The sequence below is a fragment of the Natrinema hispanicum genome (assembly GCF_900111485.1).
Lineage (GTDB): Archaea > Halobacteriota > Halobacteria > Halobacteriales > Natrialbaceae > Natrinema > Natrinema hispanicum_A.
In genome coordinates this window covers 1-26,775 of the sequence record NZ_FOIC01000020.1, presented here as the reverse complement: position 1 = coordinate 26,775, position 26,775 = coordinate 1, and the positions used below count along the sequence as shown (strand labels likewise).

Sequence of the window (26,775 nt, the reverse complement as noted above, 5' to 3'; positions counted from 1 at the left end):
AGCACATGGCCGACACAGAGATCCAACGAGTGGTGTAACAATGCCAGCAATTGACAAGATCGGTATCATCGTGTACAGTGACGATCCGAAAAGCCTCGCGATGGCGATGAACCTCGGTCAGGTTGCCCTGGCGATGGACACGGAGGTAATCGTCTACTTCACGTTCGACGGCCTCACACATCTGATGGCGGGCGAGAAGGACCTCGGCGACTTCGAGCGAATGGTCGAGGCGGGCGTGCCCGACCCCTACGACATGCTCGGAGATTTCGTCGAAACCGGGGACGAACTCGTCACGACCGTCGCCTGCACGACGACCATTGACATGCTCGGCTGGGACCGCGAAGGAATGGATGACGCGGTGACGACGGAATTCGCCGGTGCAGCCGCGTTCCTCGACGAAACGGCGGACGCTGCCCACGTGTTCAGCTTCGGGTAATCAGTCGCCCGTCATCGCCTCTTGGGTTGCAGCGCAGTTGTTCGGGCCGAGCTCTAACTCGAACGCACGGTCGTCGTCGACGTCCTGCTGGCCGAGATTCGTCGCGATGATCTCCTCGAAGTTGGCCGGCCGTGGCGGCATATCCGACAGGATGAACTCGACGAACTCGTCGCGGTCCATCGACAGCGCCGCCATGCGGTCCTCGAGGTCGCCCAGCCGCGCCGTGTAGGTGCCGTCCGACGCTGGCTCGGCCGCGTCGCTGAAGTGCCCCGGTGAAATGACGGTGTCATCCGGCAGCGACAGGATCTCCTGTAGCGTGTCATACAGTTGGCGAGCGGCGTCGGGTGCACCCTCGGCCCCCTCTTCGAGATCCGGTCGCGCGATACTCTCCGTGAACAGGCCGTCGCCGGTCAGTAACACACCGTCGTCGACGAGGAAGGACGTCATCCCCGTCGTATGCCCCGGCGTCGCGTGAACCTCGATGGTGGCGTCACCGACCGAGAGAGCGTCACCGTCCTCGACGATGCGGTCCACATCGTACTCGACGCCCCGCTCGATGGCACGTTGTGACAGCACGGCGGTGGCATCAGTGCGGTCTGCAACCTCGCGAACGCCGCTGATGTGGTCCGCGTGGACGTGCGTGTCAATCGCGTACGTCAGTTCGATATCGAGATCATCGGCGAGATCGACGTAGAAGTCGGCGAACGCCCGGAGCGGGTCGACGAGCGCCCCCTCGCCGTCGTGGTGAACGAGATAGGAGAAACACCCACTCGAGGGCCGCTGGAACTGCAGCACAGTCGCCGGCCCGGGCGCGCGCGATACCTCGACGACATCGTAGATGCGAGCCCAGCCGTTCATCCCATCGGCCATGTTTACGGCGTCGATATCGTGCTCGAGGAGCGTTCCAGCGACGAAGTGGCTCGAGCCACCTTTCGCACAGACCGCAACGATCGGATCTCCCTCCGGGACTTGCTCGAGCAGTTCGTCGTCGACATCGTCAAGGAATTCGTAGTACGGGATGTTCACCGTCGTGATGTCGTCATCTTCGATGTGCCACTCTTCGTACTCGTCTTCTGCACGGACATCGAGGATGGTTACCTGTTCGCCCGCAGCAATACGGTCGCGGAGTTCCTCCGGCTCGATGGACGTCACCTCGAGGTCCTCGGGGAGGTACTCCGCCAGTTCGTCTGGCCCAGGCATACTACATACTACCACAGAAATCGTCTTAAGATCTTTCTCAGACCGTTTGAGTGGTTGAAAATCGAGCGCATGGCGAGATACTGCGTTTTTCGAGACCGGCATCAAAAATTCGAGATCAAGCAGGGACACGGAATGTCCGACCGGGACACGATGAACGATTCCACACAGGAGCATATCGGCTGTACGCTCGGAGAGTTCCTCGGACGACAGATGTTTCAGCGATCCGTTACCGAATCACCGACTCGGTGTTGGAGTGCTGGCCCCAGTTACGATGGGAAACGACGTATGCAGCGAGTACTCCCGAGCCAATTCCGACCAGGACGCCACCGAATAGCATCGCTGCCGCGAGTCCGATAGCCTGCATTGAGAGAACGATCATGGCAAGCCCACCACCACCGAGGAATCCGAGTATCGCTGCAACCGTCGTCCAGAACCGTCGCGACGTTTCCGGCGACGCCGTGCCAGTGGCGGTTCGCTCCTCCCAATAGGTCAGCCCCAGATACGTAAGCGGGAACAAGGCGGCTCCGGCGATGACGCCAGCAGGCAAGCCCAGCATCGCGGACGGCCAGATGTAGGGCTCGAGTGCGACTGTCACGCCGATCCCGACGGCGAGAAAGCCGAATACACCAACGAGGAGACTTCCAAGACGTTTGATCCATTTCCCCATAGATTCCGTTCACGGACGTTCTATATGATCATGTCGGCGATAGCTATCGCATGTCTTCCAGCGATCGGACGGTATCGGACATGATCCACGCCGTCTCGCTGTCCTGTTCTTCGATACAGATCGCATAAAACGAGTCACGGCCGTCATCGACGGTGATCCGATAACCACGACTGATTAGCGCGTGGTCCTCGCCTGCACGGGATTCTGCGGAGGTCACATTCATCTTCAGGGCCACCAGCGGATAACGAACACGATTCCGACGAGTACGCCTAGCTGAACTTACCGTTTGTTCCGATGGCTTCAACAGACTGGTCACCAGCGATGGAGCTTCCACATCGTGGGAACACCAGCAGGGGTACTTCAACCAGTATCTCGATAGTCGGTTCAACTCGAGCCATGACCGAGTTCCCGATCACAGACAACGACGGGCTCGTGCAGAGTACCTGTGAGACAGATGAGGTGCTTCGTCTGCTCGCAGACGCCTCCCGACGACGGGTTGTCGTATCGCTAGAGAACTGTGAGAGCAACTGGATTCACCGCGAGCAGTTGGCACAGCGGCTGGGAGTGCCACACGAGGACGAAACGATCAGTGGTTGGGAACGTGACCTTCACCACATCCACTTACCACTGCTCGAGGACATGGGGTTGATCGAGTACGATAGCCAAGAGGGAATGATACGACACTATCGCTGTGAGAGGCTCAGCGACATCCTCACCGCAGTCGATCCGCAATAGCCCACAGCAAGGAGGCGACACAGGACACCGCTCGAGTCCGCTAGCCGACCGTCAAGACGGGAATCGACGAGCGTCGGACGACGCGTGCCGTCGTGCTGCCTAGCAATCGATCGGTTCCGACGGTTCGGCCACGCGTTCCCATCGCAACGAGGTCGGCATCGACCGCCGACGCCGCCTCGAGGAGCTCGTCTGTTGGCTCGCCGCGACGGATGGCGGTCGTCACGGAGAGATCTCGATCGCGTGCCATGGTCGCGATCGTCTCCGTCGCCTTGCGGCCGCCCTCTTTGAGAGAGCCAATGATGCTCCGTGGTGCATCCTCGAGATCGTACGGTGTCGGATCGACGACGTAGACGACGTGCACGTCGGCGTCGTATTTCTCGGCGACATCGAGTGCTGTTTCCGCGGCGCGTTCGGCGGCATCGCTCCCGTCGGTCGGAATCATCACCTGCTTGTACGGTCCCGCCGCCGCTGTCTCGCGGTCATCACCCAGTCGGACCGAAAGCACCGGCACGTCAGCGAGCGTGAGGACGCGTTCGGTCGTACTTCCCAAGCGAGCGCGATCAGCGCCAGTCCGACCGTGCGTCCCCATCACGATGATATCGACGTCGTGTTCGTCCGTGTACGCGAGAATCTCCTGATGCGGGACTCCCTCGCGTACCTCTCGAGCAGCCGTCAGGTCGGCGTCCGCAGCACGGTCCGTAATCCGGATCGTCGCCTCACGTCCCCGTCGTTCGGATGGCGCATAGAGTGTTTCGCGATCGGATCCGGCGATACCTGCGGGCTCAGCACCGGTATCGACGACGTAGAGCGTGTGCACGGCCGCGCCGTAGGTCCGAGCAAACTCGACTGCATGACCGATCGTCGCTTCGGCACCAGCGCTCCCGTCTGTCGGGACGAGCATCGTGCTGAACATAGCCGGTCGTTCGACCTGAACGGGCATCAAACGCACCCACACGTTTCGCGATCGTGATACGACGGCTGGCTGCCAGCAGCCGAGAGACCCGCACTCACCGAATTACGGTGACCGGAACCGGTACCCGACGGACGACGGTTTCAGTGACGCTCCCATAGAGCGGCCGCCGGTCGTCCAGTCGGCCGTGCGAGCCGATGACAACGTGATCGACGTCTTCGACCGTTGCATACTCGACGATGAGCCGCTTCGGATCACCGATATCCGAATCGGTCACGACCGACCGATCGTACTCGTCAGCAACGTCGGTGACCTCCGCAAAGAGCTGGTCGGTGGCGTTATCGACGGCATGGTCCCACGCTGCGGTCCCGATCATCGGTTCGTACGTCGAGTCGAGGTCCTCGAGCGTCCCGTAGTCGGGCCTGAACAAGTCGACGACGTGGTACGCGACGATCGCTGCGTCCGGGAACTCCCGAAACGCGTGCCGGAGTGCGTCGAACGATAACGGCGAGCCGTCGACGGGAACGAGCACTGTCCGCGACATACACACTGCTTTCCCACGGAGTGCTATAACCTCCTGGGGCACGTACACGCTCGAGATGGCCTCGATCGAGCTACCCGATCCCGAAACCGACGGATCGACGAGCGTCGAACAGGCGATCGCGACCAGAGAAAGCCGCCGATCGTTTGCCCGGACGCCGATCGACATCAACGACGTGGCACAGCTCCTGTGGGCGGCACAGGGACGAACGCACGTCCGAGACGGCGTCGAGCTACGCGCCGCACCAAGCGCCGGTGCGACGTATCCGCTTACCGTCGTTCTCGAGATTGCGCCGAACGGAAGCGAGGACCTGGAGCCGGGCGTGTACCGCTACGATCAGCAGCGACACGCACTCGAGTGCGAACTCGAGACAGCCGTCCACGACGACCTCACTGCCGCATCGCTCGACCAGTCGGTCATCGCGGATGCACCGATGACGATCGTGGTGACGGCAGACGGCGACCGAACGAAACGACAGTATCCGGACCACGGTGAGCGGTACGTCCACATGGAGGCCGGACACGTCGCGGAGAACGTCCACCTCGTCTGTGAGGCGCGCGGGTTGAATACCTGTCCCGTCGGCGCGTTCACGGACGCTGCCGTCGCAGCAGCGCTGTCGCTGCCGACACGGCTCGAGGCGCTGTATCTGTTACCGGTCGGTCATCGACCAACAGCGCAGTGACGCAGCGATCGTGGTCCGATCGACAGAACTCGGCTGTCAAGAATCATATAAGAGAGCTATGAGACGAAAGCGTTCAGAAATCACACGACGGGAACTCTCTGTCGCGCTCGCACTCGGAATTGCTGGTTGCATCGATCGGAGCGACAACGGCGGCAGTGACGAGACCGAAGGAACAGAAGCGAACAATCCCGCACTTTCAGAGGCGACCCAAGAAGGCGACCTGCGGCTTACGAGCCCTGCTTTCGACGACGGCGAGCGAATTCCCGACGAATACGGATACGCCGAGGCGAACGTCAATCCCCCGCTCGAAATCGGCGGCGTTCCGGACGACGCCGAGTCGCTCGTGCTCGTGATGGACGATCCCGACGCAGTCGAGCCAGCAGGTCAGATCTGGGTTCACTGGCTGGTGTGGAACGTTCCACTGGAGACGTCGACGATACCGGAAGGGTGGGATCCCACCGACGCCGTCGAAGGCGAGAACGATTTCGACGACGTCGGGTACAGTGGACCGAACCCACCAGATGAGACACACACCTACCGGCTCAAACTGTACGCGCTAGATACCGTACTCGACCTCGAGGAGGGGGCGACGGTCGACGCCCTCGGTGAGGCGATGGACAAACACGTCGTCGCTCGAACGCAGTTGACCGGTGCCTACGCGCCGTGATCCTCCCTCACAGAGACGTCCCGGCCAAATTCTGTTCGTCCGCTGGATCGCTTATTCCTCGAGTAGCCACCCGAACCGCTTCTCCCAGAACTCCGCGCTCGGAGGCTTCTTGCTCCGACCGTGTGTCTTCTGGTCGCGGATCTGTCGCTCCAGTACCTCGCGGGCCTCATTGAGCGCGTGACTCGCGCCGTATCCTTCGCCAGAGGCGATGTAGAGCCCCCGATCGGTATGCAATCGGATGCGAGCAAGCAGGAGTGGCCGCCCGCGACGTGTCTCGTCGTGCTCGTGGAGGTGAATCTTTGCGTCGAGGACGTTCATCCCGTGGTCTCTGTCGTCGAACTTCTCGACCATTGCGACGATCTCGTCGTAGGTCGCGTCGTCTATCAAATCAGTCCCGTAGACCTGGACGCCCCGATTCCCGCCTGCTTCCCACGTGAGCGAGTCGAGGACATCGGTCTTCGTGACGATTCCATAGGGCTGTCCGTTCGACGTCACCACCAGCGACGAGCCACCGACCTCGAACATCTCTTCGACGGCCGTTTCGAGCGTTTCGGTTGGCGGGATCGTACGCACCGGCGAGGCCATGACGTCCCGAACCGGAAGGTCGAGAATCCGTGCCGTCTCGCCCTCTCGAGCGCCGAAGCCGCCGCGCCCTGAGCGACCAGTGCTCGAGGAGATTTCGCCACCGAACGGGTCTGTCCCGCCCGCATCGCCGCCCTTGCTCTGGACCTCTGCTCGGACCGTCAGGTCGGTCACGTCGTAGAGGCTGAGGATACCAGTTGCCGAATTCCCGTCGACGACCGGGAGGTGCGTGATCTTGTTTTGCCGGAAGACGTTGAGCGCCTCACCGAGTGTCGACGCCGGATCGAGGACGACGAGATCGCTCGAATACGCCTCGGCGACGGTCGCAGCGTCAAGATATGGCTTGACCTTCTGGAGAATTGCATCGACGGTGACGACGCCGATCAGTTCCCGTCCCTCGAAGACCGGCAGGAGCTGTGAGTCGCTCTCGATCATGAGCTGTGCGACCTTGCGGATGTCCTCGTCAGGTGTGAGTCTGGGGACGTGCCAGACCAGCGACCCGAGCTTTTCGTCGGGTTGGCGATGCGATGTCGCAAGTTGTCGTCTGGTGACGACCCCTTCGAACTCGGTGTCCCGTATCAGGACACCCTTGACGTCGGAATCTTCGAACGTTCCGACGAGCTTCGAGACCGGTGTGTCTGGCGTGAATTCGACGTATTCGTCCGAAACGATGTCAGCGATATCCATGGGTGTTGGTGTGTATCCGCTCGAGTGTTCGATCTGTCGTCCGATGCGACTGTGCTGCTTGCAGCTGCGTGTGGTGTCTGTCTCCCACGTCCTCGATGAGTCGTCTCGGGATCCCAAATCGAGACGTGGGCCGTCGTAGTTCGGTCACGGCTCTGACTCCAGATATTCCATCGCTTCCTCGTCGGACACTTGCGCGAAGTTCTCGTAGAACTGCCCGACGCCCCGGAAGCCACTGGGCGTCTCGAGACAAACGACCTCGTCAGCTTCATCCTGCAACTCATCAATCGTACTCGGCGGGCCGACCGGCACTGCAAGCACGATGCGCTCGGCGTCCGTGTTCTGAAGCCGCTTGAGACACGCTCTGACAGTCGATCCCGTTGCCACGCCGTCGTCGACGACGACAACGGTCTTCTCGGTCAGGTCGGGTCCCGACCGGTCGCCACGATAGCGGTCGGCCTTTTGACGTGCGTTCGCTGCTTCCGTCTCACGCATTTCCTGGAAGTAGTCTTCATCGGTGCTCGTCCCCCGAAACGCTGTTTCGTTCCGCCAGACGCTCCCGTCGCTTGCGACAGCACCGATCGCATACTCCGGGTTCCCCGGGGCACCGATCTTCTTTGCGACGACGATATCGAGGGGGACGTCGAGTGCATCGGCAACTGCACGCCCGAGCGGGAGGCCGCCTCTCGGGATGGCGAGTGCGATATCCGCGTCGAGCCCCCGCTCACGGAGCGCCGTTGCGAGTTGCGCTCCCGCATCAGTTCGGTCGGTAAATCGACGTGCTCCTCCCATCGGGTCATCGAACGATGGACAGTAGCATATAACATAGGTGTGTCTCGACAAGCCATGACGAGCGCGCACAGAGCGCTGGCTACTCACCAGCAGTGTCAGCGAGCATCGACACTAGCGTTCGCCCGTGTCGATAATGCCGTGCTGTTCGAAGTAGAGGTGAAGTTTCCGAACCGATGTCACGGCGACATCACAGTATTGCTCGACGACCGGCTCCGGATTGAAACCAACGGCAGTCCCAGCAGCACGAAGCATCGAGAGATCCGTGGCCCCGTTGCCGACCGCGATCGTCTGCTCGAGATCGACGCCGTCGGCAACGGCGAGTTCCCCAAGTGGCCCATCCTTCTGGCCATCGAGCACGGGGCCATCGACACCGCCAGTTACTGCACCGTTTTCTATCACAAGGCGGTTCGCCACGACGTGATCAACCGTCGTTTCGGCCTGCTCGAGCGCTGCCTCGACGGCTCGCTCGAAGCTGCCCGTGAGAACGGCCACACGGATATCCGACCGTCGGAGTGCAGTGATCATGTCGGCAACACCGTCACGAAGTGAACACCGCTCGAACGCGGCTTCGACCCGACGTTCCGGCATCCCCTCGAGCAACGAGACGCGCTCTTGCAGGCTCGTTTCGAAATCGATGTCGTCACGCACACCTTGCTCGAGGAACCCGCGCATTTCCGTTGCCACGTCGTACTCTCTCCCGAGGAGGATACTCGGGTCTGATTGGGAGAGCGTTTCGTCGAAGTCGAAGGCAACGAGCGTCATGGCACCCCGTTCACCTGCCGGTCCAATAATACCCGGCTGTCAGGATTTCGGGAGTCGCTGCCGTTCTGTTCACAGCCCCCACGGATAGAGGTCTGGCACGTGTGTTCGGTCTGCATGAAGCGAAAACGGATGGAGTGCGCTCGTTTCGCCGAGGTAAACGAACGCGTCGTAGCGGTCGGGGAGGACGGTCGGTACGTAGTTTCCGGATTCACGGTTCGGATGATAGACGACGCCGATCGCACGATTGCCCCGCGGTTCTCGAAGTGGCGTCTCGTCATCGAGTTCGTCAGTGAGCAGGAGCTGATCGGTTTCGCTGGCTTGTTCAAAAACGTGTTCGTAGCTTCCGGATCGTGCCGGCGGCACTGTCAGTTCTTCCATCGGCGCGTCCCACGAATCGGCGGCGATGACGCTCCCACGAAACGTCCCCATGCCGATCAATGCCACCTCGGACGCGCCCTCGTGTTGCCGAACGAGTTGTCCGATGTTGAGCCGACCGCGCTGTTCCATGTCCGTCGCTCGAGCATCGCCGACGTGGGTGTTGTGCGCCCAGACGATCCCCTTCGACTCCGCACCGTGATGGCGCTGGAGGCGCTCGAGCGTCTCGACCATATGTCGGTCCCGCACGTTCCACGAGTCAGTGTTGCCGCGGGCCATCTCCCGATAGTACTGTTCGGCGTTTTTCGCGACGAGCGCGTTCTGTTCGGCATTGAAATAGTCGTCCTGTCCGTGATCGTACGTCGGGGCCGCCTCCTGCAGGTTCGTCAGCGTCTCGAGGACCTCGTCTTCACACGTCTCAGGGACCATCCTGAGCGCCTGCGCGTACTCCCGCGCGTCACCACCGTACGGGTCGAAACATCGGTAGGCGTCTCTCGCTTCGGCTGCGGCATCCGGGTCGACGTCCTCGAGATAGTCGATGACCGCGTCTAGCGACTCGAACAGGCTATACACATCGAGGCCGTAGAAGCCGATTCGGTCGTCCTGCTCGAGCAGTTGGTTGTGCACCTCGAGCCAGTCGAGGAACTCGAGGCCCGATCAGCACGTATTTCCTGTCGCCGAATCGCTCGACGAGTTGGTCAAGGTCAGCCGGGCTCGTCAGGTCGTGTCCAACCGACCGAACGTCGGACACAGCAGCCTCGATATCGGTGGACGCTCGCCATGCTGTTCTGTCGTGAATCTCGTTCATCGTCTTGGCCAGTAGCTTTCGCACACGCACTGAGTGGTGTCGTCGTTCTGTTCACCCCGTCGTTCTGTTCACCCCTCTCGTTCATCGCAATCGGTGTTCGTCGAACAGGAGAGAGTGGGCAGCGTGTCGCAGTGGTCATTCGTACTCGAACCCGTGTAGTTCGTATCGATAGGTTCGAGCCGCTTTTTTGACGACGAGATGCTGTGTGCCACCCGCTTGCTCGAGGCTGTCGAAGTGGCTCCCGAGATTACCGGGATTCAACGACGGCGCATCGCCGTCAAGGGCGAACCGAAGGACGGCTTTCCGTTGGCGAACGTCGTCGACTTGCTTCGCTTCGACCGCAAGCATGGTACCGGTGTTCCCGACATCGACTGTCCCGGTAAGTTCCCACGTGTGGTCGCCGTACTGTAGTTCCGTTCCGCTGAGCTCCGGCCATTGTGTCTCGTCCATGCCACTAGATACCAGGAAGAACCCAATCGTCTTTTCGGTCATCAGATTTTCTAGGTGTTCGCCGTCTTGAATCGCGTCGTCCCGTCGACTCGAGTGACCTGTCGCCCGTAAGTATAAGATACTTGATGGCCAGCCGCCGAAGACAGCGACCCCCTACAATTATTCGGCGAGTCGGTGAACAGCAATACGATGCCATGGGCAACCCAGTCGATCGATGCGGTGTTGCTACCGACAGACGGGAGCGATGGCGCTCTCGCGGGCGCAAAGCGTGGTATCGACCTAGCCACTACAGTGGGCGCGGAGGTCCACGTCCTCTCGGTCGCCGACACGACAGACTTCGATGATCTCTCGTTGGTTCTCGACACCGACGCGGTAGCAGAGGAACGAGACGCGCTCGAAGCCGACGCCGAGTCGGCCGTCGAAGCCGTGGCGACGATCGCTCAGGAACAGGCTCCCGACCTCGAGGTCACGACGGCGATCGAACAGGGCACGCCGTTTCAGTGTATCGACGACTACGTCGATACGGCCGAAATCGACCTCATCGCGATGGGAACGAAAGGCCGGACGGGACTCGAGCGGGTCGTCCTCGGGAGTGTGACCGAAAACGTCCTTCGGACGGTCGACATTCCAGTGCTGGTCGTTCCACCGGCGGCAGAAAGCGTCTCACTCACTCGGGAGACCACTGAGCATATTCTCCTTCCAACGGACGGAAGCGAGGGCGCAGCGGCTGCCGTCGACCGGGGCGTCCATCTCGCGGACGTATTCGACTCGATGGTGCATGCGCTGTACTCGGCCGACACGAGCCGGCTCACGATGGGATCGAAGCCGAGTACGATCCTGTCTGAACTCGAGCGCACAGGCGAGACCGCGCTCGAATCGGTTCGTGACCGTGCGAAAGCGAGCGGTGTTAGCGTTACAGGAACCGTCGCAAACGGGCCACCGGCGAGAGTTATTCTGGAGTATGCCGATGAGAAAGCGGTCAATCTGATCGTAATCGGAACGCACGGTCGCTCCGGACTCGAGCGTCACCTTCTGGGCAGTGTCACGGAAAACGTCGTCCGGAACGCTGACGTCCCTGTGGTTTGTGTCCCGATGCCCAACGAATGACAGCGCGGCCGAGCGCAGCGAGGCTAGAGATACCGGTTGCACTGGGTGAGTTACCCCGTCGGTTTGCGCGAGTTGGCTGCTCACACTCGGTGAGCAAACACGCCTGACTCGTATATTCTGGGTCAATCTTAACACTGTGACCGCAGAGCGAGCCGATGACGGCAGTATCACGATTACTTTCGGTGCCGACCCCGATCAGTCGAACGTCCTCTACACGCCGGAGGGATGGCGAGATATGGGCCGGCTCTCTCCCTCACGAAGAGATTCTCGACGGGAGTTGTCAGTTCCCCGAAGCCGAGCCAGTCGAGTGACAAGAGCGCAATCATCGATGTGCTGGCAACTGAGCCGGCGTGACCCGACCGTCGCTCGGTTTTGTCGTTGTTGTCACAGGTACGCGCTTTACCGGTCTCGTCTTCACCGCTTGTCTCGGAATGCTGTCCGCGGAACGCCCTCGATATCCACTCATGGCAGCCCTGCTGGACGCACAGCGGTACGTGTTCGCCTTCAACTCTCGGCAGGTTGTATAGTGCCCTCCTATCACACCGGTAACTGATTCGGAAGGCAACCGACGAGACGTTCACCCTCACAGACAGAAGTGTTTTGTAGGATTGTCACAATACTACACAATATCATGGTGCAGGATTCGATACGACGTGTGTGGGTCGCAACGACCATCGAATACGGCCGACACAGCGCGGAGAGTGGACGATGATCGGGGACGCACTCGAGACGGTCAAGCAAAACCTCATCTACGTCGTGGTGGGCTCGCTGTTCGCGGGACTGGCCGCCGGACAGGTCGTGGGTCCGGCGACGCGGTCGCTCCTCAAGCAGGCGGTCTTGCCGGCCCTGTTGGTGATGATCTACCCGATGATGATCAACCTCGACGTGCAGGAGATCTTCCAGATCAGAAACCACCTCCGAGCGATCGTGCTGGGGCTCGTGGTGAACTTCGTGATCGCGCCGGCGGTCGCCGTTGGCCTCGCCCAGCTGTTCTTCGCGGGAGACCCCTACTACGCGGTCGGGCTGTACCTGATCGCCCTGATCCCGACGTCTGGGATGACGGCAGCCTGGACCGGGCTGGCGGGAGGCGACCTCGAAAACGCCCTCGTCGCGATCGCCGTGAACCTGATCGTCGCCGTGTTCGTCTTGCCACCGTATCTGTCGGTGCTCGTCGGGGATGCTGTCGGGTTCGATCCGGCCGCGCTGTACCGCCAGCTGGCGACCGTCGTCGTAATCCCGATGGTCGCCGGCAACCTGACCAGACGGTGGCTGTTACACCGATACGACACCGCGGGATTCAAGCGTCTCAAGCCGAAGCTCGGCGGGGTCAGTTCCGTCGGCGTGATGGTGATCGTGTTCATCGCCATGACGATGCAATCGGGGAGTATCCTCGCAGCGCCGGTCGCCTCGGCGCTCGTGATCGTGCCGCTGGTGGCCTTCTACGCGCTGATCCTCACTACCGGGGCCGCCATCGGTCGCACGCTGCTCGATAACGCCCAATCGGTCGCGCTCGTGTACGCGACCAGTATGCGTAGCCTCTCGGTCGCGCTGGCCATCGCAGCCGCGCCCGGGTTCCCGCCAGCAGAAGCGGTCTTGCCGATCGCGCTCGCCTACCTCATCCAGCCGACACTCGGTGCCGTGTACATGCACTATCGCCGTGACATCGTCGGGCAGGAACGGGGCCTGATGGAGGCTGTCCGTTCGTGGGCAGCGACCCGCTGACAATCCCCGAGGACGAGTACTAGAGCCTCGAAGGTGTTTTTATTCCCGCAACACGATCTACCAGTATGTCCGAACAGAACGTCCTCGGTGGGGAACTTGCCACCTGTAGTGCTGATCCGACGACCGGGTTCGAGCGTGACGGCTGCTGTGGAACCCATCCCAACGACCGGGGCCGACACGAACTCTGTGCGGTGATGACCGAGGACTTTCTGACGTTCAGCAAAGAACGGGGCAACGATCTCGTGACACCGCGCCCGGCGTTGCAGTTTCCCGGCCTCAAGCCGGGAGATCGCTGGTGTCTCTGTCTTGGACGGTGGATCGAGGCCCTCGAAGCGACCCGGACCGAACGGCTCCCGGAGACGACCGTCCCGCCGGTTGTTCTCGAAGCAACGAACGAGGTAGTGTTGGATTCCGTGGATATGGAGACGCTCGAAACCCACGCGTATGACGTGTGAATCGCCTGTCGGGATGTGATCGAGACCGTCCATCGTCGCTATTGATGGCACCAGCTGGAACGCGACGATTGCTCTCGATAGCACCCACCGATCGACGGACGGAAACAGAACGCTTAGCACGGCGCTGTTCGCAGTCTCGAATAGATGACCGACCTCCAGGCAGTTGCTCTTGGCGAAGCGACAGCAGATCTCGTCGTTCGTGGTGGCCACGTGTTCCTCCCGGAACGTGGCGAATTCCAGCGGCTCGATGTCGCCGTGTCGGACGGAGTCGTGGCCACTCTCACCGACGACGCGTCCACAGTCACGGGCTCAGAGACGCACGTGATCGATGCGACCGATCAGCACGTGCTTCCGGGATTCATCGACGCGCACACACACGTCGATTTACATCAGAGTCTCGAAGGAGCGGTTCATCGTATCCTGGAGGGCGGCACGACGGGGCTGATCGCCGAATGCCCGGGTATCTCCCTCGTGCTTGGTGCCGATGGCGTGACGACGCTACTCGACAGGACAGCGACGCTCCCGATTGACGTCCGGTTTACCGTTCCACCGCAACTGTTCTTCGACACGTTCGAGCCCCAACCGGGGCGGCCCGAAGATCACGAGGCACTCCGTGCGCTGCTGGATCACCCCCGTATCGTCGGCGTCGGTGAAACCGACTGGATTCACGCCGTCGGGAACGAAACGCCCGCAACCGCGCTGTACGACCGTGCCGCCGCCGTCGGCAAGCCGGTCACCGGGCACGCTGCCGGCTGTCGCGACGAGAACCTCTCCGCGTTCGCGACGCTCATCGACAACGACCACGAGGCGATCACCGGTGAGGAGGTGATCGAACGCGTCACCCGCGGTATCCACACCGTCGGCCGCTACGGGACCATTCGTGACGACATCGGCGCGATCGCCGAGGCGGCCGAACAGGTACCGACACGAGAGCTCTCACTATCGTCAGACGGCATGTGGCCCAGAGACCTCGTCAGTGAGGGGTACATGGACGTGGTGGTCCAACGGGCCATCGAGGCTGGCATCGATCCGATCGACGCGTTCCGGATGGCGACGCTGAACCCGGCCCGCCACTTCGGCTTGGACGATCGCGGCTCGCTGTCTCCGGGCAGCGTCGCTGACATTCTCGTCCTCGACGAACTCGAGACGGTTTCGGTCGACACCGTCGTCGCTGATGGGGACGTCGTCGTCCGGGGCGGTGACGCGCTGGTAGAGCCGATGCAGCCGGACTACCCCGATTCGTTCCGCGAAACTGCGACCGTTTCACGCGAGCCCGACCGATACCGGGTGCCCAGCGATGCGGTTTCTGGCGACGCCGTCCGCGCGGTCGAGTACGTTTCTGGCCTGCTCACTCGAGAAACCCGCGAGCCAGTCGTCGAGCGTGACGGCGAACTCGTAGCCGATCCCGACGCCGGCTTACTGAAAGCTACGCTCGTCGAGCGGCGACCGCACGGAGACGGAGCGTCGTTCACGGGATTCGTCACGGGACTGGGCCCTCTCCGGGGCGCTGTCGCCACGTCGATGCTTTGGGAGTATCCGGGTCACCTCGTCGTCGGATCAACAGCGGCGGCGATGCAGCGGGCACTGGACCGAGTCATCGACATGGACGGTGGGTGGGCTGCCGTCGCCGACGGCAACGTCGTTGCAGACGTTCCGCTGCCGCTTGCCGGGCGATGTGCTGATATGCCGGTCGAGGAAACGGCCGCCGCCTACGAAACGCTGGAGAGCGCGCTCCGAGACATCGGTATGGACGTCGAGCGGCCTTTACTCGCCATCCAGACACTCACGACACCCGGCGTGCCTCGTCTTCGCTTCACTGCTTCCGGCTACGCCGACATCCGGAATCAGCGAACGGTGACGCTCGATCCGAACTGAACGACGACGGACATCCGCTTGACGATGGCGTCGAACGGCCCGATCTGGAATTCTAAAGCACCAAGCGATACAAGTTGCTGAAGCATTCCGCCGACTGCTGGTTGGGTAGGCACAATCGATAGCAGGAGGCGGGATGCTTTCCGTACTCTGGAGTCGTTTCGCTCGTTTGAGCAAGAGCGTGACAGCTACTCGGTAGTTCGGACAGGATCTGCTGAATCCAAGGTGTGAATGCGACACGAGATCTGACCAATCTACGAAAGTGGTGCTCGCTTAGTACAGGGCAAGCAGTTACCGAAGTGGCTATCGATCTATCCGAACGATGCTAAAAGCCGCCTGCTGAATAGAGAGGATGAATTCAGCATAGAGTGTCGACTACTCGACTTCTGACTGGGGCCCATCAACGGAAACGGCGGGCGGCCCGGACCCGATGAAGCTGATGACGATCGTCCAGTCTTCATCGGTGGGGTTCACCACCCGTCGAATAGTTTGGGGTGGAACGTACACGAAGTCGCCCGCGTCAAGGTCAATCGAGGCGTCGCCTGTAGGCCCATATTCGAGTATCGCGTGCCCTTTCACGACATATCCGTAGACGTGGCGGTCACCATTATGATGCCATCTGGTTGTGACCCCGCCAGCAACCCGCGACTGAATCATGATGGTATCCTCAGTTTCGAAGACGACTTGTCGAGAAACATCGACAGTTCGGTCTGGTTCTTCCAACTCGGCTTGTGTGGTGACTGTAATTCCGTCCATATCGATAGCCCCCGTCCATAGACGAGTGGCATCAGAATAGTCTTTACTCGGAGGAGTGATCGGTGATTGGTACGCGCCCTGTATTCAGCACACCCGCTGAAACCTATCACCGAGTGAGGGTTTCAACAAGGCCAAAATCTCCACTATCGGCTCAAACAGTTGCGGGAAAATGGACTGTAGTCCGCGTTTAGCAGCCCTGACTGTGTTTAGCTTTCAGTTCTGCTACGGTTGCCAGTGGTCTTACTGTTAACTGGTATCGCAGTTGTCGTCTGCGGACGATCGGCGAACGGTGAATTCAGAGGTGTAGAACGCCAGTACAAACTGGCTTATGTCCAGGTCATCCATCGAGATACCCTGTAGCGAGGCACCCTGTAGCTCGTTAATTATCTGTGGAAGCACCTGTATAAAGGCCTCCCATTCAGCAAGCAGCGAATCGACATCCTGAATGCGGATCCATCCTTGTGGGCCAGCGGTTCTCGGTCCCCACGGAATGTCCCCGACATCGATGGTTAATATCGCATCCTCGGAGTCCATGAATCCCAGGGCAATCTTGGGACTGAGGGTTCCTTCGACCTCTGAGTACTCCGTCTTGAAGTACACGTCAACGGGTGAACATCGGTCCCTCGGGATATTTCGATTGATTTTCACACTATTGGGGACAACGAGTTTCTCATCTTCTCCAGCGGTTTGTTCGTAAACGCAGGGATCCGTCCCATTAAAGGGCTGACCTTGAAGTGTGTAGGTAACGGATTGGGATGTCGACCCATCACCGTGTGCACCGGCGGTCGCCGACATTCCCCCAAGGGCTGCCATACTCACGCTACTGGCTCCAATTCCCTTCATATATTTTCGTCGATGGACGTTACCGTCATGGTTATTATTATTTTAAACCACTTCGGCATTATTCTGATCGTCTTTCATCACCGCATTCAAATGGGGGTTGATTAATTGTTATTTGCTAGTGAGATCGGTTGTACACTACCTCTAACGATATAGGCTCTGCGTATGAGGGCCCTCTATTGGCCACTATTCTTCGAAGACTGATTCTCAGTATTGTACCACATTCGCGCTCTGTATTCATTACGACTCTTCGAACAGATACGCTGATTGGTAGGATCCCCAGCGGTCAATAAGCACATCTGCAGAACGGCTAGTTCAGTAGGTTGGCCGTGAAATAAACGAGATCATCGTGTTGAATCAGCCTCTCTATTCAGCAGACCGATCTTGGTAGCAGACAAATAGGCGGCATCTCACGCCGATAACGGTACGACCTGTACGTATCGAACCTGGGGGCAGCATAGTAGGTGTAAGTCCCACATTCTATGACACTCTCATACTGTGTTCAATCGGCTCAATAGTCACAGCTAGAGAGGTGGCATGGGTACCCTCGAGAGAGCCAGTGAATCGCCGCAGGGCATTCGCCTCGGCCGCCTCTCAACGAGTGAATCAGCCACATCGTGACTGTCATAGTTTGACAAAATCACATGTGGCTGTTTAGTCAACTCACCAGTATTATTCAGCGTGTTTCTAGATAGTACTAAGCCGCTCAGCAAAGAAGCAATCAGTCATGTGGAGAGGAACGAGTCATAGCAGTGATGAGCGGCAAAGTCTACAACCACTCGATGAGACGTTCTCGGAAGCGAAGACGTTCCACGAGGCGGATCAACTCCGCGTTCGATTATCCGGTGTAATGGTTCAGGAGCGGCGGGATCGGTTCAAACCGCCCGGCAGATGGCACAACGATCTCATCGTCAAAACGAGATATCGGTTCAAGAACGAACCACCGGTAGATCGGCTCCATTATATCGAAAAAGAACAACGGCTTGGCTGGCGAGGTGACTTTTTCGACGATGTGATCGTATCGGTGCCAGATCTGCAGAACGACCGACTTCATCTCCGAGTGCAGGTATACGATGTCGACGGCGTCAATACCGACCTCGTGGACACGATACAGAAGTTTTCAGAGAGTTCCGCTGTCCTCTTTCCACAACTCGCTACGTATGCAAACATCGCCCGTCTCGGTTCGAAGCCACTGGTCGACCTCGTGAACAATATCGATCAGCACGACGAGATACTCGACGAAGAACTTTGGCTCGAGATCAACCAGCCACAGACGAGACACAAGCTCCTCCAGCCCGGCTATTTCGTCTGCTTCCGAGACGAGTCCGTCAGCGGCGACCTGACGTTGGATGACGACCTTCGAGTTTTGCAAGATGGGGACGCGTACACGGACGGAAGTTATGCCGTCCTCGAGTTAGATAAGAACCACGAGTTGCAACCGAAGCGAGAGATCGACCAAAAGGTCGCAAAGATGGTTGCAGAACTCGCCGGAAAGGGACGAAGCTCGGAATCCGCGCTCCACTTCCTCAGAGAGACGCTCGAAGCGTATTCGAAGTACGAGAAACTCGAGCGGCTACGAGAGCTCGACGGCGAGCCGCATCCATCAGCACGGTGTAACGCGCGAGCGGAAGAGCTCAGAGACGAACTCAAAGCGGATCCAGTACTCGGCCCTGCGCTCCGGATGAAAGAATCAGGACAGGCCGACGACTGATCGGACAGACACGTCGACGGCCTCGACTGTCCCGGACGATTGCCGATTCGCGCGCACGGGCAACGCTCGGGTCGCAGCGCAACCGCTGTCGTTCAAGGACTATAGTAGCTGTCCAGTTGCAGGTCAACTCGTATGTCGATTCCTCCGTAGCACAACGTAGATATGGCGACCGTTGAGACAGTCCTGTCCTCGATTTTTAGTACGATTCCTGAACTTCACTCCGGCCAACTCGGCCTCCTCGCGGGACTCCTCGTCGGCGTTCTCTACTGGCACGAGTACCACCGCTCGTCGCTTGGTCTCCTCACCGGTTGCTATCTACTGGCACTCGGTGTCGTCCCCGCTTCCACGAAAGGACTCGCCGTGGTGCAATCCAAGCCGTGGTATTTTTGCTCGTTTCTGATTCTCACCGCACTCGGTGCAATCGGTGGACGTGCTGCTTGGCGTCTGGTATCGCGATCGATCCGGACTCGATCCTCGACGATCAGACACCGAGCAGCCGATCGTGAGACGAGGGGCAGCTCAAACCAGAACCGCACGTGACGGTCGTGCGGAGGGACGACGGCCATCGACGGCGAACTGAAAAACGGGCAGCGATTTAACTCGCTCCGGAACGAATTCACGGCTATGAGGTTTCTGGTAGCCGTTGACGGCTCCGACGAAGCCGAAAGCGCCCTCGATTACGCTCTCGAGATCGCAAACGCAGTCGACGGCTCGATAACGGTGGTCCATGCGGTCGATCCCGCCGTCTACGACGAAGGTGGCAGCGAACCGATTTCGACGCTCTCGGACGCCGACCAACGGCTGGTCCTCGAGAGTATCGAAGACGCCGAACAACGCGGCGTCGCCATCCTCGAGGAGATGGTCGAGGTCGCCGCGGAACGCGACGTCGACGTCGAAGAGGAACTCCTCTACGGCGATCCGAGCACGGAAATCCCAGACTACGCCGAGACGGAAGGGTTTGACGCGATCTATCTCGGCCACCGCGGCCGCTCGGAGCGGATGGAACGGTTACTCGGCAGCGTGGCAAAAGTGATCGTCGAACAGGCGACCGTTCCGGTCACCGTCGTCCGCTGACGACGACCCATCCCAGCGTGTCGTCAGTGACTCGCGCTCCGTCCCCGCGGGTGGCACTGCAGGCGGACGGATCGAACGAACCGCCAGCGAGCCGAGCCGCAGGAATTTATCCATCCATGGAGAAGGGGCCGTATGTCCGAAGCCAACGGTGGCTGGGCCGCGCTCTTTTCGGGAGGCAAGGAGTCTTCGTGGGCACTCTACCAGGCCCTCGAGTCCGGTCGTGACGTCCGCACACTCGTCGTCGTCCAGCCGCCGGAGACGTCGTCCATGTATCATGCGCCCGCACAGTCGATAATCCGACTGGCTGCACGCAGTATTGGCCTTCCCCTCCTCGACGTTGGGCTTCCCGTCACCGACATGGAGCCACCCGACTTGCGGACGAGTGTGTCAGAAGGGCAAGCGGATGAGCTAGAAGCACTCGAGCCCGCCCTCGAGCGGCTGGACACCGAATTCGATGGCGGTTTGTGCGGCCTCGTCGCCGGGACCGTCACGAGTGACTATCAGGCTGATCGACTGCAGTCGATGTGTGACCGTCTCGACTGTGCGTTCTTCGCGCCGCTGTGGCAGATGGATCCGCGTGAACTCGCAGAGACGATGATCGACGGCGGACTGACGATACACATTGTCGAGGTGGCAGGGCCGGGCTTCGACGAGTCGTGGCTCGGCCGCCAGCTCGATCACGATGCGCTGGCGGAACTGGAAGCGCTCCACCGCGAATACGGTGTCCATCTGCTGGGCGAAGGCGGCGAGTTCCAGACGATCGTCACCGACGGTCCGCACATGTCTCGTCCCATCGCGTTCGAATTCGAGCGGGAGTGGGACGGCACGTGGGGACAGATTCGAATCACCGACGCCAAGCTCGAGGCACCCACGTCAGCAGACGAGCATCGATGACCGACCGACACCGTCCGTTCACAGCGACCACTGCGGGATTGCGCCTGTGCTGGTCGCAGCGTGCGCCGCTCGAGCCTCTCAGTCACCCCTGGTTTATTTCTCTCGGCGTCGTCGGGATCACTGTCACGCATCGTCGCCGGATGCTGTGATCCCATCAGAGACCATGTCAACGACCATTCTCGTTCCAATCGATCGCTCGTCACAGTCGACCGCAGGGCTCATCTATACGCTCGTCTCGTTTCCCGATGCCACCATCACCGCGATACACGTCACCGACACCGAACACGACGCGTACGCAACGGTCGGCTCCCCCGAATCGAGCGAGGAGCGGCTTGAACAGGCTGGCGAACAGCTCCTCGAGCGTGCACGCGAGATTGCATTGGAGCACGGCCGCGAACTCGAGACGATACTCGAGACAGGCGTCCCACATCGCACGATCGTCGAGTACACCGTCGAACACGACATCGACCACGTCGTCATGGGAAGCCACGGCGAATCACCGATCGTTCGTCCGTTTCTCGGCCACGTCAGTGAAGCGGTCGTCCGGCGAGCCCCCGTCTCGACGACGATCGTTCCGGAGTCCCAGTCGGAACTCCTCGAGCGAGAGCTCCCCGGTCGCATTCTGGTTCCCGTCGACGGTTCGGATCAGTCACTCGCCGCGCTCGAGTACGCGACCAGCCAGTTTCCGGAGGGGCGGATCACGATTTTCCACGCCGTAGCGCTGCCGTTCGAATACGATGTCGATGCTATCGACGGCACGTACGCAGCGCAGATCGTCGACGACCTCACTGAGCACGGAGAATCGATCCTCGAAGCAGCCGTCGAGACAATCGAAAACGATGATCTCGCCGTCGAGACGGAACTGATATATGGGGAGCCGTCTCGGTCGATCGTCGACTACGCAGCCGACAACGAATTCGACCAGCTCATCATGGGGAGTCACGGTCGGTCCCTGCCTGCGCGACTCATCACTGGCAGCGTCGCTGAGACCGTGTCACGCCGATCGACAATACCTGTAACGCTGATACGGGGACGGCCGAGCGGATCGGCATAGTTCCCGGTCACGTATCGAATCCACTGTCTGACACCATGCGTCGATCACTCAGTTAGACACTCCTCGAGGTCGTCGTGTAGGGTCTGTGCTTGCTCTTCTGTCAGGTCGATGATCGCGTGTCGTCTGTATTCAGACGTCTTCGATTCTGGATGTGGTCGGAAGTACCCGTCTATCTCGATGATTCGCTGGCCGTCGCGCTCACGCAGCCGGAGATCGATCTCGTCGTACTCCATACGCTCGAGCTACGACCCCGAACGTCAAAACTCTTGGAGGGAGTGGCGGGGGCGATACCACAGTAACGAAGTTTACCTGTTCACGTCCGATCCTGCGTTTCATCTGCCGACGACACCGCGTGAACGCGTACCCATCGTCTGCCCCCGGGTAATCGATGAGAGGCAGAGAGCGGACGACAGTAACGAGCCATCCCGAATCGCGAGCTGGCCAATGGCGACAGCGCGATTACTCGACTTCTATCGTGTGTCCACCGACATCGCTCGGTTGCTGCTTCGGAAGTGTAAGCCGCAGGACACCGTTCTCATACGTTGCAGTTACGTTTTCTTCGTCGACCGGTTCCGGTAATCGAATGGAGCGACTAACCGACCGGTGTGCTCGTTCGCGCTTGAGGTACAGTTCCTCTTTTGCTTCGGTCTCTGCTTCGCGCTCGGCTGTGATCGTCAGCGTGTTCTCCGAGATCCGAGCGTCGATCTCGTCACGATCGAAGCCCGGAACGTTCGCCGTGAGTTCGAACTCGTCTCCGTGATCGATCAAATCGATTCCAATCGACGTCATCTCCGATTCCGAGAGCCCGAACCGCTCGAGGTCCCACATCCGCGAGATGTTTTCGAACTGCCGTTGGAGCCGCTCTAGTTGCGTGTCGAATCGGTCGGTGGAATCACGTTCCTCAGTCATAGCGCTTCTCACGGGCATACAAACTGCCCAGTGGACGGGCCACTCGAGATGAGTTAAAGCTTGGCCGTCGGGAGATGCCGCCGGCTCGTTCAATCGCCGGGAGAATCGGCCGGGAGCTAGTCAGGTCGTGCTGTAATTTACTATCCTATGAATGTAATTCTATGCTGATCGTCATCGACAGTAGCAACTGACCGGCAGTGCACACCTGCTCGCCCGACTGCTGTGGGATGGGTGTGCCACTCAGCCCAATTGTTACGATCGCTCGTCTCTCGAGAGCGGCTGTCGTGTCCACTCGCATGTCTTTCATACGTCGTGACCAACGGAGTGATTATGTATCTCGTCGATGTAGGGGTCGCTCGAACCGGGGTCGAGTCACACGGGACACTTATAAGTGTACGTCGTGGATCGACTCCGGCTCGAACCGGTGATTACCATGGAATACGTCTATGCAGCCCTCATCTTACACGAAGCCGATCAGGAAATCACAGAAGAGAGCGTTACCGACGTGCTCGAGGCCGCGGGTGTCGATAGCGAAGAATCCCGCGTGAAGGCACTCGTCGCCGCACTCGAGGACGTCGATATCGAGGACGCAATTGCAGAGGCAGCAATCGGTGCGCCAGCACCTGCTGCACCCGCTGCAGAGGCGGACGAAGCGGAAGAGGAAGCAGAAGCCCCAGAGGAGGAAGCGGAAGAACCAGAAGAAGAGGAGGAAGAAGACGTGTCGGGCGAGGGGCTCGGAGAACTGTTCGGATAACCATCCTCTTTTGTTGCTGCCGGGATGTGAGGGCTGCTGCTCTCGAGCGCTGACTCGCGAAAGCATTTGACGATGCCGGTGGTACGTCGTGTGCCACGGTGTCAAACAACCGTGGGTCTAATGGAGGAGAAACTCATGACAGCAATCGCCAGACTCGAGATTATTCCGATTCGAGAAGAACACATGTCGGATCAGATCGCCGCCGCAGTCGATGCGCTCGATCAGTTCGACATCTCATACGAACTCACACCGATGGATACGATCATCGAAGCCGACGACGTGAGCGAGATCTTCGACGCTGCAGCGGCCGCACACGAAGCGATCGACGAGGACCGAACCATCACCTCGTTGGAAATCGACCATCAACCCGATCGCGAGCAGCATACGGCAGACAGAGTGGCAACGGTTGAACGCGAACTCGGCCGAACGCCACAAGGGTAGTCGCGAGCGATGGAAACCGACTCGGTGATCGTGATCGTCATCGACCGACCGCGTCTTTTCGATGGGTTTCCGTCCCTGACAGCCGCCAGCGTCGGCAACGCTCACTCGGCCACTGGCGATGGTCGAACGCCTAAGAAAAACGGAGCTCTTTCGCGGGATCTTCCGCAACGACCCACCAGTGGACGTCCTCCTTGGGATGGCGGCGCTCGACGTGTTCACGAAGCTGTTCGCCGGTGTCGAAGTCGTCGCCACAGAAATTACAGCGATGGTGGTGGTGCTTCGGCGACATACCGTGCGTACGACAGCAGCCCCTATGAATCAGGGGGGTCAGTGGGCCTGGGAATCGTCATCGAAACGAGCGCCCAAAGCGTATTCACTGCTGGCCGTCCACAGGAAGACCATGGCATCTCGGATTCTGGTCGCGTTCGACGAATCACCGCAGGCGACCGCCGCATTACATTACGCACTGTCGACGTACACCGACACCGAGATTCACGTCCTCCACGTGAGTGATCCACAGGAGTGGGTGAGTACCGACGGCATGGATGGCTTCTACTCAGAGACGGCCTATAGACAGTCACAGGAGTCCGCCGAACGACTCCTCGAGAAAGCGACCGAGATCGCACAGGAGTACGACGCGGACCTGACGACTGACACGACGGTCGGAACGGCGGCGTCGTCGATCGTCCGGTATGCAGAGGAACACGATATCGATCACATCGTCCTCGGGAGTCACGGCCGGCGTGGGCTGTCACGATTCTTGGTCGGGAGCGTCGCCGAACAGGTCGTCCGTCGGTCGCCGGGGTCCGTGACGATCATCCGCGAGCCACACCCGTCCGACGAGAGGTAACCGCAATCACGTTCCGATTTTCGGACGATCTCGTGTATGCCGCGTCACGCCGCATGAATACGTGATTCAACAGCGGGAGATGCTGCACTAGCATCACCGAAACGATCCACGGGATGCCAGTATGGAAAAATTCACTGCAGGTAGATCTTCGGTTGGAGGAACAATACCGTTTCAAGGGTTTAGTTGTGGTACCGTGTGCGTGCCATGAAAGCATTTGTCATGGAAGCGATCGGCGAAACCGGGTTCACAGACAAAGACAAGCCAGAACCGGGTCCAACCGATGCGATCCTCCGGCCAACGAAGGGGCTCGTCTGTACTTCCGACGTGCATACGGTCCACGGCGCGATCGGCGAGCGGGAAGCCCTCACGCTTGGCCACGAAATCGTCGGGGTCGTCGAGGAAGTCGGCACCGACGTCGACTCGTTCGAACCGGGAGACCGTGTCGCTGTTGGTGCGATCACCCCCGACTGGGGCTCCGACGCGGCACAGGACGACCATCCATCACAGTCGAACGGTGCCCTCGGCGGATGGAAGTTCGCGAACGTCAAAGACGGCACGTTCGCCGAGTACGTCCACGTCAACGAGGCTGACGCGAATATGGCCCACATTCCCGACGATGTCAGCGACGAGGAAGCCGCCTACACCACCGATATGATGAGTACAGGGTTTATGGGTGCCGAACACGCCGACATCCCGATCGGCGGAACCGTTGCCGTGTTCGCTCAGGGTCCCGTCGGCCTTATGGCTACCAAAGGGGCTGCACTGCAGGGAGCCGGCCAGATCCTCGCAGTCGAATCAGTCCCCAAACGCCAGGAGCTCGCCGAGCGCTACGGCGCGACGGCGATCGTCGACTTCGAAGAACACGACCCCGTCGAACGGATTCACGAACTGACCGACGGCAGAGGCGTCGACGCCGCCATTGAAGCGCTCGGTTCCTCGACGACGCTCGAGCAGTGTGTCGCGGCGACGAAACCCGGCGGAACCATCTCCAACGTCGGCTACCACGGCGAGGGAGAGTACGTGAACATTCCACGCGAGGCGTGGGGCGTCGGGATGGCCGAAAAGGACATTGTGACCGGCCTCTGTCCCGGCGGTCGACTCCGATTGCGCCGGCTCTTGCGATTGCTCGAGGAAGACGTGGTCGATCCAACGCCGATGACGACCCACGAGTTCGCCTTCGACGAGATCGACGAGGCGTTCCGGCTGATGGAGACCAAAGAAGACGGCATCATCAAACCCCTCATCGACTTCGATTGACATCCTCCTCCGCCTTCAGGCGGAGGAATCCCAAGGTTGGGATATTACGGTTTGCAGTCCACCACCTCTCGTTGCGGTTGGAATCCGCAGGAGAGGTCATACAGGTAGACTCCGGGCTGTGCCAACCAGCCGGTACTCCTATCCCTACCCAAACCGGGCGCAGACTCAGAGTTACTTTCTTTGTTGATGCCGAGACGGATGTTCTCCGCCCCGTTCACATCAGCGTTGAACGCCGCGTCACACGACTCGCACACATACAACCCGCGTTCAACACGCTGACCGTCGTCTTCCCTACCGCACACGCAACACGTCTTGCTCGTGTCCCGTTCGGACACTTCTACGACTTCAATACCCTCGACCTTCGCCTTGTAGGTAAGAATCGACGTGAAGCGGTCGAACGCCCACCCGTGCAGGTCAAGGTTGCCGTGCCGACCCCAGTTCTTCGAGTCGCCGTCTTCGTCCTTGCGGACGCCTTCCAAGTCTCCGACATTGATGCGGCCAACACTCTTCTCCACGCATCGCTGAACGATGTGTTTGGCGAGGCTGTGGAAGAAGTGAGTGCGGCGTTCTGACCACTTGTGGTGCAAGCGAGTGGCTCGTTCACCACCGCTATTGTCGCATTTAGCAATCTCCTTCGGAAAATAGTACCCGTCTTGCTTCAAGCGATTGCCGGGGTATAGGTCGGCGTCTTCGGTGCTGTAGGCGACGGCGGCGAAGTTGCTGATACCAAGGTCGATACCGGCAGTCTCGTTGCCGGGAGCGGTGGGTGTCTCGATCTCGTCTTTGCA

Annotated in this window: 33 protein-coding genes; 17 read left to right on the top strand and 16 right to left on the bottom strand. The window is 59.9% G+C overall.

Annotated features, from left to right (window positions below; all coding sequences use genetic code 11):
* Positions 1-40: 40 nt before the first annotated feature.
* A complete protein-coding gene (locus tag BSG09_RS15085) occupies positions 41-436 on the top strand; it encodes a DsrE family protein (protein ID WP_175542217.1) in 396 nt (131 codons plus the stop codon).
* On the opposite strand, the gene BSG09_RS15080 is transcribed toward BSG09_RS15085, so the two are convergent.
* The 3 genes from BSG09_RS15080 to BSG09_RS15070 all read right to left on the bottom strand — a co-directional run bounded on the left by BSG09_RS15080 (position 437) and on the right by BSG09_RS15070 (position 2,526).
* Positions 437-1,636, bottom strand: coding sequence for an MBL fold metallo-hydrolase (locus BSG09_RS15080; protein WP_092934524.1), 1,200 nt, complete (start codon positions 1,634-1,636; stop codon positions 437-439). It abuts the gene before it with no gap.
* Between the two features lie 226 nt (positions 1,637-1,862).
* Positions 1,863-2,303: a hypothetical protein gene (locus BSG09_RS15075; protein ID WP_092934522.1), complete on the bottom strand. Its 441-nt coding sequence runs from the start codon at positions 2,301-2,303 to the stop codon at positions 1,863-1,865.
* Between the two features lie 43 nt (positions 2,304-2,346).
* The gene (locus tag BSG09_RS15070) at positions 2,347-2,526 is read right to left on the bottom strand and encodes a hypothetical protein (RefSeq protein WP_049911966.1); all 180 of its coding nucleotides are present in this window, start codon (positions 2,524-2,526) and stop codon (positions 2,347-2,349) included.
* Positions 2,527-2,699: 173 nt separating this feature from the next.
* Here BSG09_RS15070 and BSG09_RS15065 point away from each other — a divergent pair, with 173 nt between their 5' ends.
* Complete coding sequence (locus BSG09_RS15065; RefSeq protein WP_092934520.1) at positions 2,700-3,038, top strand: DUF7344 domain-containing protein; 339 nt, start codon at positions 2,700-2,702, stop codon at positions 3,036-3,038.
* 40 nt (positions 3,039-3,078) lie between these two features.
* On the opposite strand, the gene BSG09_RS15060 is transcribed toward BSG09_RS15065, so the two are convergent.
* Together BSG09_RS15060 and BSG09_RS15055 are read right to left on the bottom strand one after the other, a co-directional pair.
* A complete protein-coding gene (locus BSG09_RS15060) occupies positions 3,079-3,951 on the bottom strand; it encodes a universal stress protein (RefSeq protein ID WP_343124073.1) in 873 nt (290 codons plus the stop codon).
* Between the two features lie 94 nt (positions 3,952-4,045).
* Positions 4,046-4,492, bottom strand: coding sequence for a universal stress protein (locus BSG09_RS15055; protein WP_092934516.1), 447 nt, complete (start codon positions 4,490-4,492; stop codon positions 4,046-4,048).
* 55 nt (positions 4,493-4,547) lie between these two features.
* On the opposite strand from BSG09_RS15055, the gene BSG09_RS15050 reads away from it, so the two are divergent.
* Positions 4,548-5,171, top strand: coding sequence for a SagB/ThcOx family dehydrogenase (locus BSG09_RS15050; RefSeq protein ID WP_092934514.1), 624 nt, complete (start codon positions 4,548-4,550; stop codon positions 5,169-5,171).
* Positions 5,172-5,229: 58 nt separating this feature from the next.
* A complete protein-coding gene (locus tag BSG09_RS15045) occupies positions 5,230-5,838 on the top strand; it encodes a YbhB/YbcL family Raf kinase inhibitor-like protein (RefSeq protein ID WP_092934512.1) in 609 nt (202 codons plus the stop codon).
* Between the two features lie 51 nt (positions 5,839-5,889).
* Here BSG09_RS15045 and BSG09_RS15040 read toward each other — a convergent pair whose 3' ends face one another.
* The 5 genes from BSG09_RS15040 to BSG09_RS15020 all read right to left on the bottom strand — a co-directional run bounded on the left by BSG09_RS15040 (position 5,890) and on the right by BSG09_RS15020 (position 10,291).
* Positions 5,890-7,107: a CBS domain-containing protein gene (locus BSG09_RS15040; RefSeq protein WP_092934510.1), complete on the bottom strand. Its 1,218-nt coding sequence runs from the start codon at positions 7,105-7,107 to the stop codon at positions 5,890-5,892.
* 144 nt (positions 7,108-7,251) lie between these two features.
* Entirely contained in the window at positions 7,252-7,896 is a 645-nt protein-coding gene (locus BSG09_RS15035) for a phosphoribosyltransferase (protein ID WP_092934508.1), read from the bottom strand.
* A gap of 111 nt (positions 7,897-8,007) precedes the next feature.
* Complete coding sequence (locus tag BSG09_RS15030) at positions 8,008-8,658, bottom strand: HAD family hydrolase (protein ID WP_092934506.1); 651 nt, start codon at positions 8,656-8,658, stop codon at positions 8,008-8,010.
* Between the two features lie 69 nt (positions 8,659-8,727).
* Positions 8,728-9,660, bottom strand: a complete 933-nt coding sequence (locus BSG09_RS15025) for an erythromycin esterase family protein (RefSeq protein WP_092934504.1) — start codon at positions 9,658-9,660, stop codon at positions 8,728-8,730.
* Between the two features lie 316 nt (positions 9,661-9,976).
* Positions 9,977-10,291, bottom strand: coding sequence for a hypothetical protein (locus tag BSG09_RS15020; RefSeq protein ID WP_092934502.1), 315 nt, complete (start codon positions 10,289-10,291; stop codon positions 9,977-9,979).
* 189 nt (positions 10,292-10,480) lie between these two features.
* Here BSG09_RS15020 and BSG09_RS15015 point away from each other — a divergent pair, with 189 nt between their 5' ends.
* The 4 genes from BSG09_RS15015 (at position 10,481) to BSG09_RS15000 (ending at position 15,450) form a co-directional block, all read left to right on the top strand.
* Positions 10,481-11,398 carry a universal stress protein gene (locus BSG09_RS15015; RefSeq protein ID WP_092934500.1) on the top strand — a complete coding sequence of 306 codons (918 nt, stop codon included), beginning with the start codon at positions 10,481-10,483 and terminating at the stop codon, positions 11,396-11,398.
* 708 nt (positions 11,399-12,106) lie between these two features.
* The gene (locus BSG09_RS15010; RefSeq protein WP_092934562.1) at positions 12,107-13,120 is read left to right on the top strand and encodes an arsenic resistance protein; all 1,014 of its coding nucleotides are present in this window, start codon (positions 12,107-12,109) and stop codon (positions 13,118-13,120) included.
* 65 nt (positions 13,121-13,185) lie between these two features.
* The gene (locus BSG09_RS15005) at positions 13,186-13,575 is read left to right on the top strand and encodes a DUF2237 family protein (RefSeq protein WP_092934498.1); all 390 of its coding nucleotides are present in this window, start codon (positions 13,186-13,188) and stop codon (positions 13,573-13,575) included.
* Between the two features lie 144 nt (positions 13,576-13,719).
* Positions 13,720-15,450, top strand: coding sequence for an adenine deaminase C-terminal domain-containing protein (locus BSG09_RS15000; RefSeq protein WP_092934496.1), 1,731 nt, complete (start codon positions 13,720-13,722; stop codon positions 15,448-15,450).
* Between the two features lie 372 nt (positions 15,451-15,822).
* Here BSG09_RS15000 and BSG09_RS14995 read toward each other — a convergent pair whose 3' ends face one another.
* Entirely contained in the window at positions 15,823-16,203 is a 381-nt protein-coding gene (locus tag BSG09_RS14995) for a cupin domain-containing protein (RefSeq protein WP_092934494.1), read from the bottom strand.
* Positions 16,204-16,449: 246 nt separating this feature from the next.
* Positions 16,450-17,016 carry a hypothetical protein gene (locus tag BSG09_RS20245; protein WP_139246227.1) on the bottom strand — a complete coding sequence of 189 codons (567 nt, stop codon included), beginning with the start codon at positions 17,014-17,016 and terminating at the stop codon, positions 16,450-16,452.
* A gap of 877 nt (positions 17,017-17,893) precedes the next feature.
* Here BSG09_RS20245 and BSG09_RS14985 point away from each other — a divergent pair.
* From BSG09_RS14985 to BSG09_RS14965, 5 genes are all read left to right on the top strand, one after another.
* Positions 17,894-18,754 (top strand): hypothetical protein, encoded by an 861-nt coding sequence (locus BSG09_RS14985; protein WP_092934490.1) that lies wholly within the window; start codon positions 17,894-17,896, stop codon positions 18,752-18,754.
* Between the two features lie 162 nt (positions 18,755-18,916).
* Entirely contained in the window at positions 18,917-19,294 is a 378-nt protein-coding gene (locus BSG09_RS14980) for a hypothetical protein (RefSeq protein WP_092934488.1), read from the top strand.
* Positions 19,295-19,378: 84 nt separating this feature from the next.
* Positions 19,379-19,828 (top strand): universal stress protein, encoded by a 450-nt coding sequence (locus BSG09_RS14975; protein WP_092934486.1) that lies wholly within the window; start codon positions 19,379-19,381, stop codon positions 19,826-19,828.
* 132 nt (positions 19,829-19,960) lie between these two features.
* Positions 19,961-20,722: a diphthine--ammonia ligase gene (locus tag BSG09_RS14970; RefSeq protein ID WP_092934484.1), complete on the top strand. Its 762-nt coding sequence runs from the start codon at positions 19,961-19,963 to the stop codon at positions 20,720-20,722.
* A gap of 163 nt (positions 20,723-20,885) precedes the next feature.
* Positions 20,886-21,776, top strand: coding sequence for a universal stress protein (locus tag BSG09_RS14965; RefSeq protein ID WP_092934482.1), 891 nt, complete (start codon positions 20,886-20,888; stop codon positions 21,774-21,776).
* Between the two features lie 44 nt (positions 21,777-21,820).
* Here the strand turns inward: BSG09_RS14965 and BSG09_RS14960 are convergent, their stop codons facing one another.
* On the bottom strand, positions 21,821-22,009 hold the full coding sequence (locus BSG09_RS14960; RefSeq protein WP_092934480.1) for a hypothetical protein: 189 nt from the start codon (positions 22,007-22,009) through the stop codon (positions 21,821-21,823).
* 226 nt (positions 22,010-22,235) lie between these two features.
* Positions 22,236-22,685 (bottom strand): Hsp20/alpha crystallin family protein, encoded by a 450-nt coding sequence (locus BSG09_RS14955; RefSeq protein ID WP_092934478.1) that lies wholly within the window; start codon positions 22,683-22,685, stop codon positions 22,236-22,238.
* 433 nt (positions 22,686-23,118) lie between these two features.
* Here BSG09_RS14955 and rpl12p point away from each other — a divergent pair, with 433 nt between their 5' ends.
* The gene (gene rpl12p / locus BSG09_RS14950) at positions 23,119-23,439 is read left to right on the top strand and encodes a 50S ribosomal protein P1 (protein ID WP_092934560.1); all 321 of its coding nucleotides are present in this window, start codon (positions 23,119-23,121) and stop codon (positions 23,437-23,439) included.
* Between the two features lie 135 nt (positions 23,440-23,574).
* Positions 23,575-23,880, top strand: a complete 306-nt coding sequence (locus BSG09_RS14945; protein ID WP_049911989.1) for a thiamine-binding protein — start codon at positions 23,575-23,577, stop codon at positions 23,878-23,880.
* 130 nt (positions 23,881-24,010) lie between these two features.
* On the opposite strand, the gene BSG09_RS20895 is transcribed toward BSG09_RS14945, so the two are convergent.
* Entirely contained in the window at positions 24,011-24,169 is a 159-nt protein-coding gene (locus BSG09_RS20895) for a hypothetical protein (protein WP_008014727.1), read from the bottom strand.
* A 111-nt stretch (positions 24,170-24,280) separates the two neighbouring features.
* On the opposite strand from BSG09_RS20895, the gene BSG09_RS14940 reads away from it, so the two are divergent.
* Both BSG09_RS14940 and BSG09_RS14935 read left to right on the top strand, forming a co-directional pair.
* Positions 24,281-24,730: a universal stress protein gene (locus tag BSG09_RS14940; protein ID WP_092934476.1), complete on the top strand. Its 450-nt coding sequence runs from the start codon at positions 24,281-24,283 to the stop codon at positions 24,728-24,730.
* 204 nt (positions 24,731-24,934) lie between these two features.
* Positions 24,935-25,987 carry an NAD(P)-dependent alcohol dehydrogenase gene (locus BSG09_RS14935; RefSeq protein ID WP_092934474.1) on the top strand — a complete coding sequence of 351 codons (1,053 nt, stop codon included), beginning with the start codon at positions 24,935-24,937 and terminating at the stop codon, positions 25,985-25,987.
* A gap of 44 nt (positions 25,988-26,031) precedes the next feature.
* Here the strand turns inward: BSG09_RS14935 and BSG09_RS14930 are convergent.
* Positions 26,032-26,775, bottom strand: a 744-nt coding sequence (locus BSG09_RS14930) for an RNA-guided endonuclease TnpB family protein (protein ID WP_139246226.1), incomplete at its 5' end; no start/stop codon positions are given.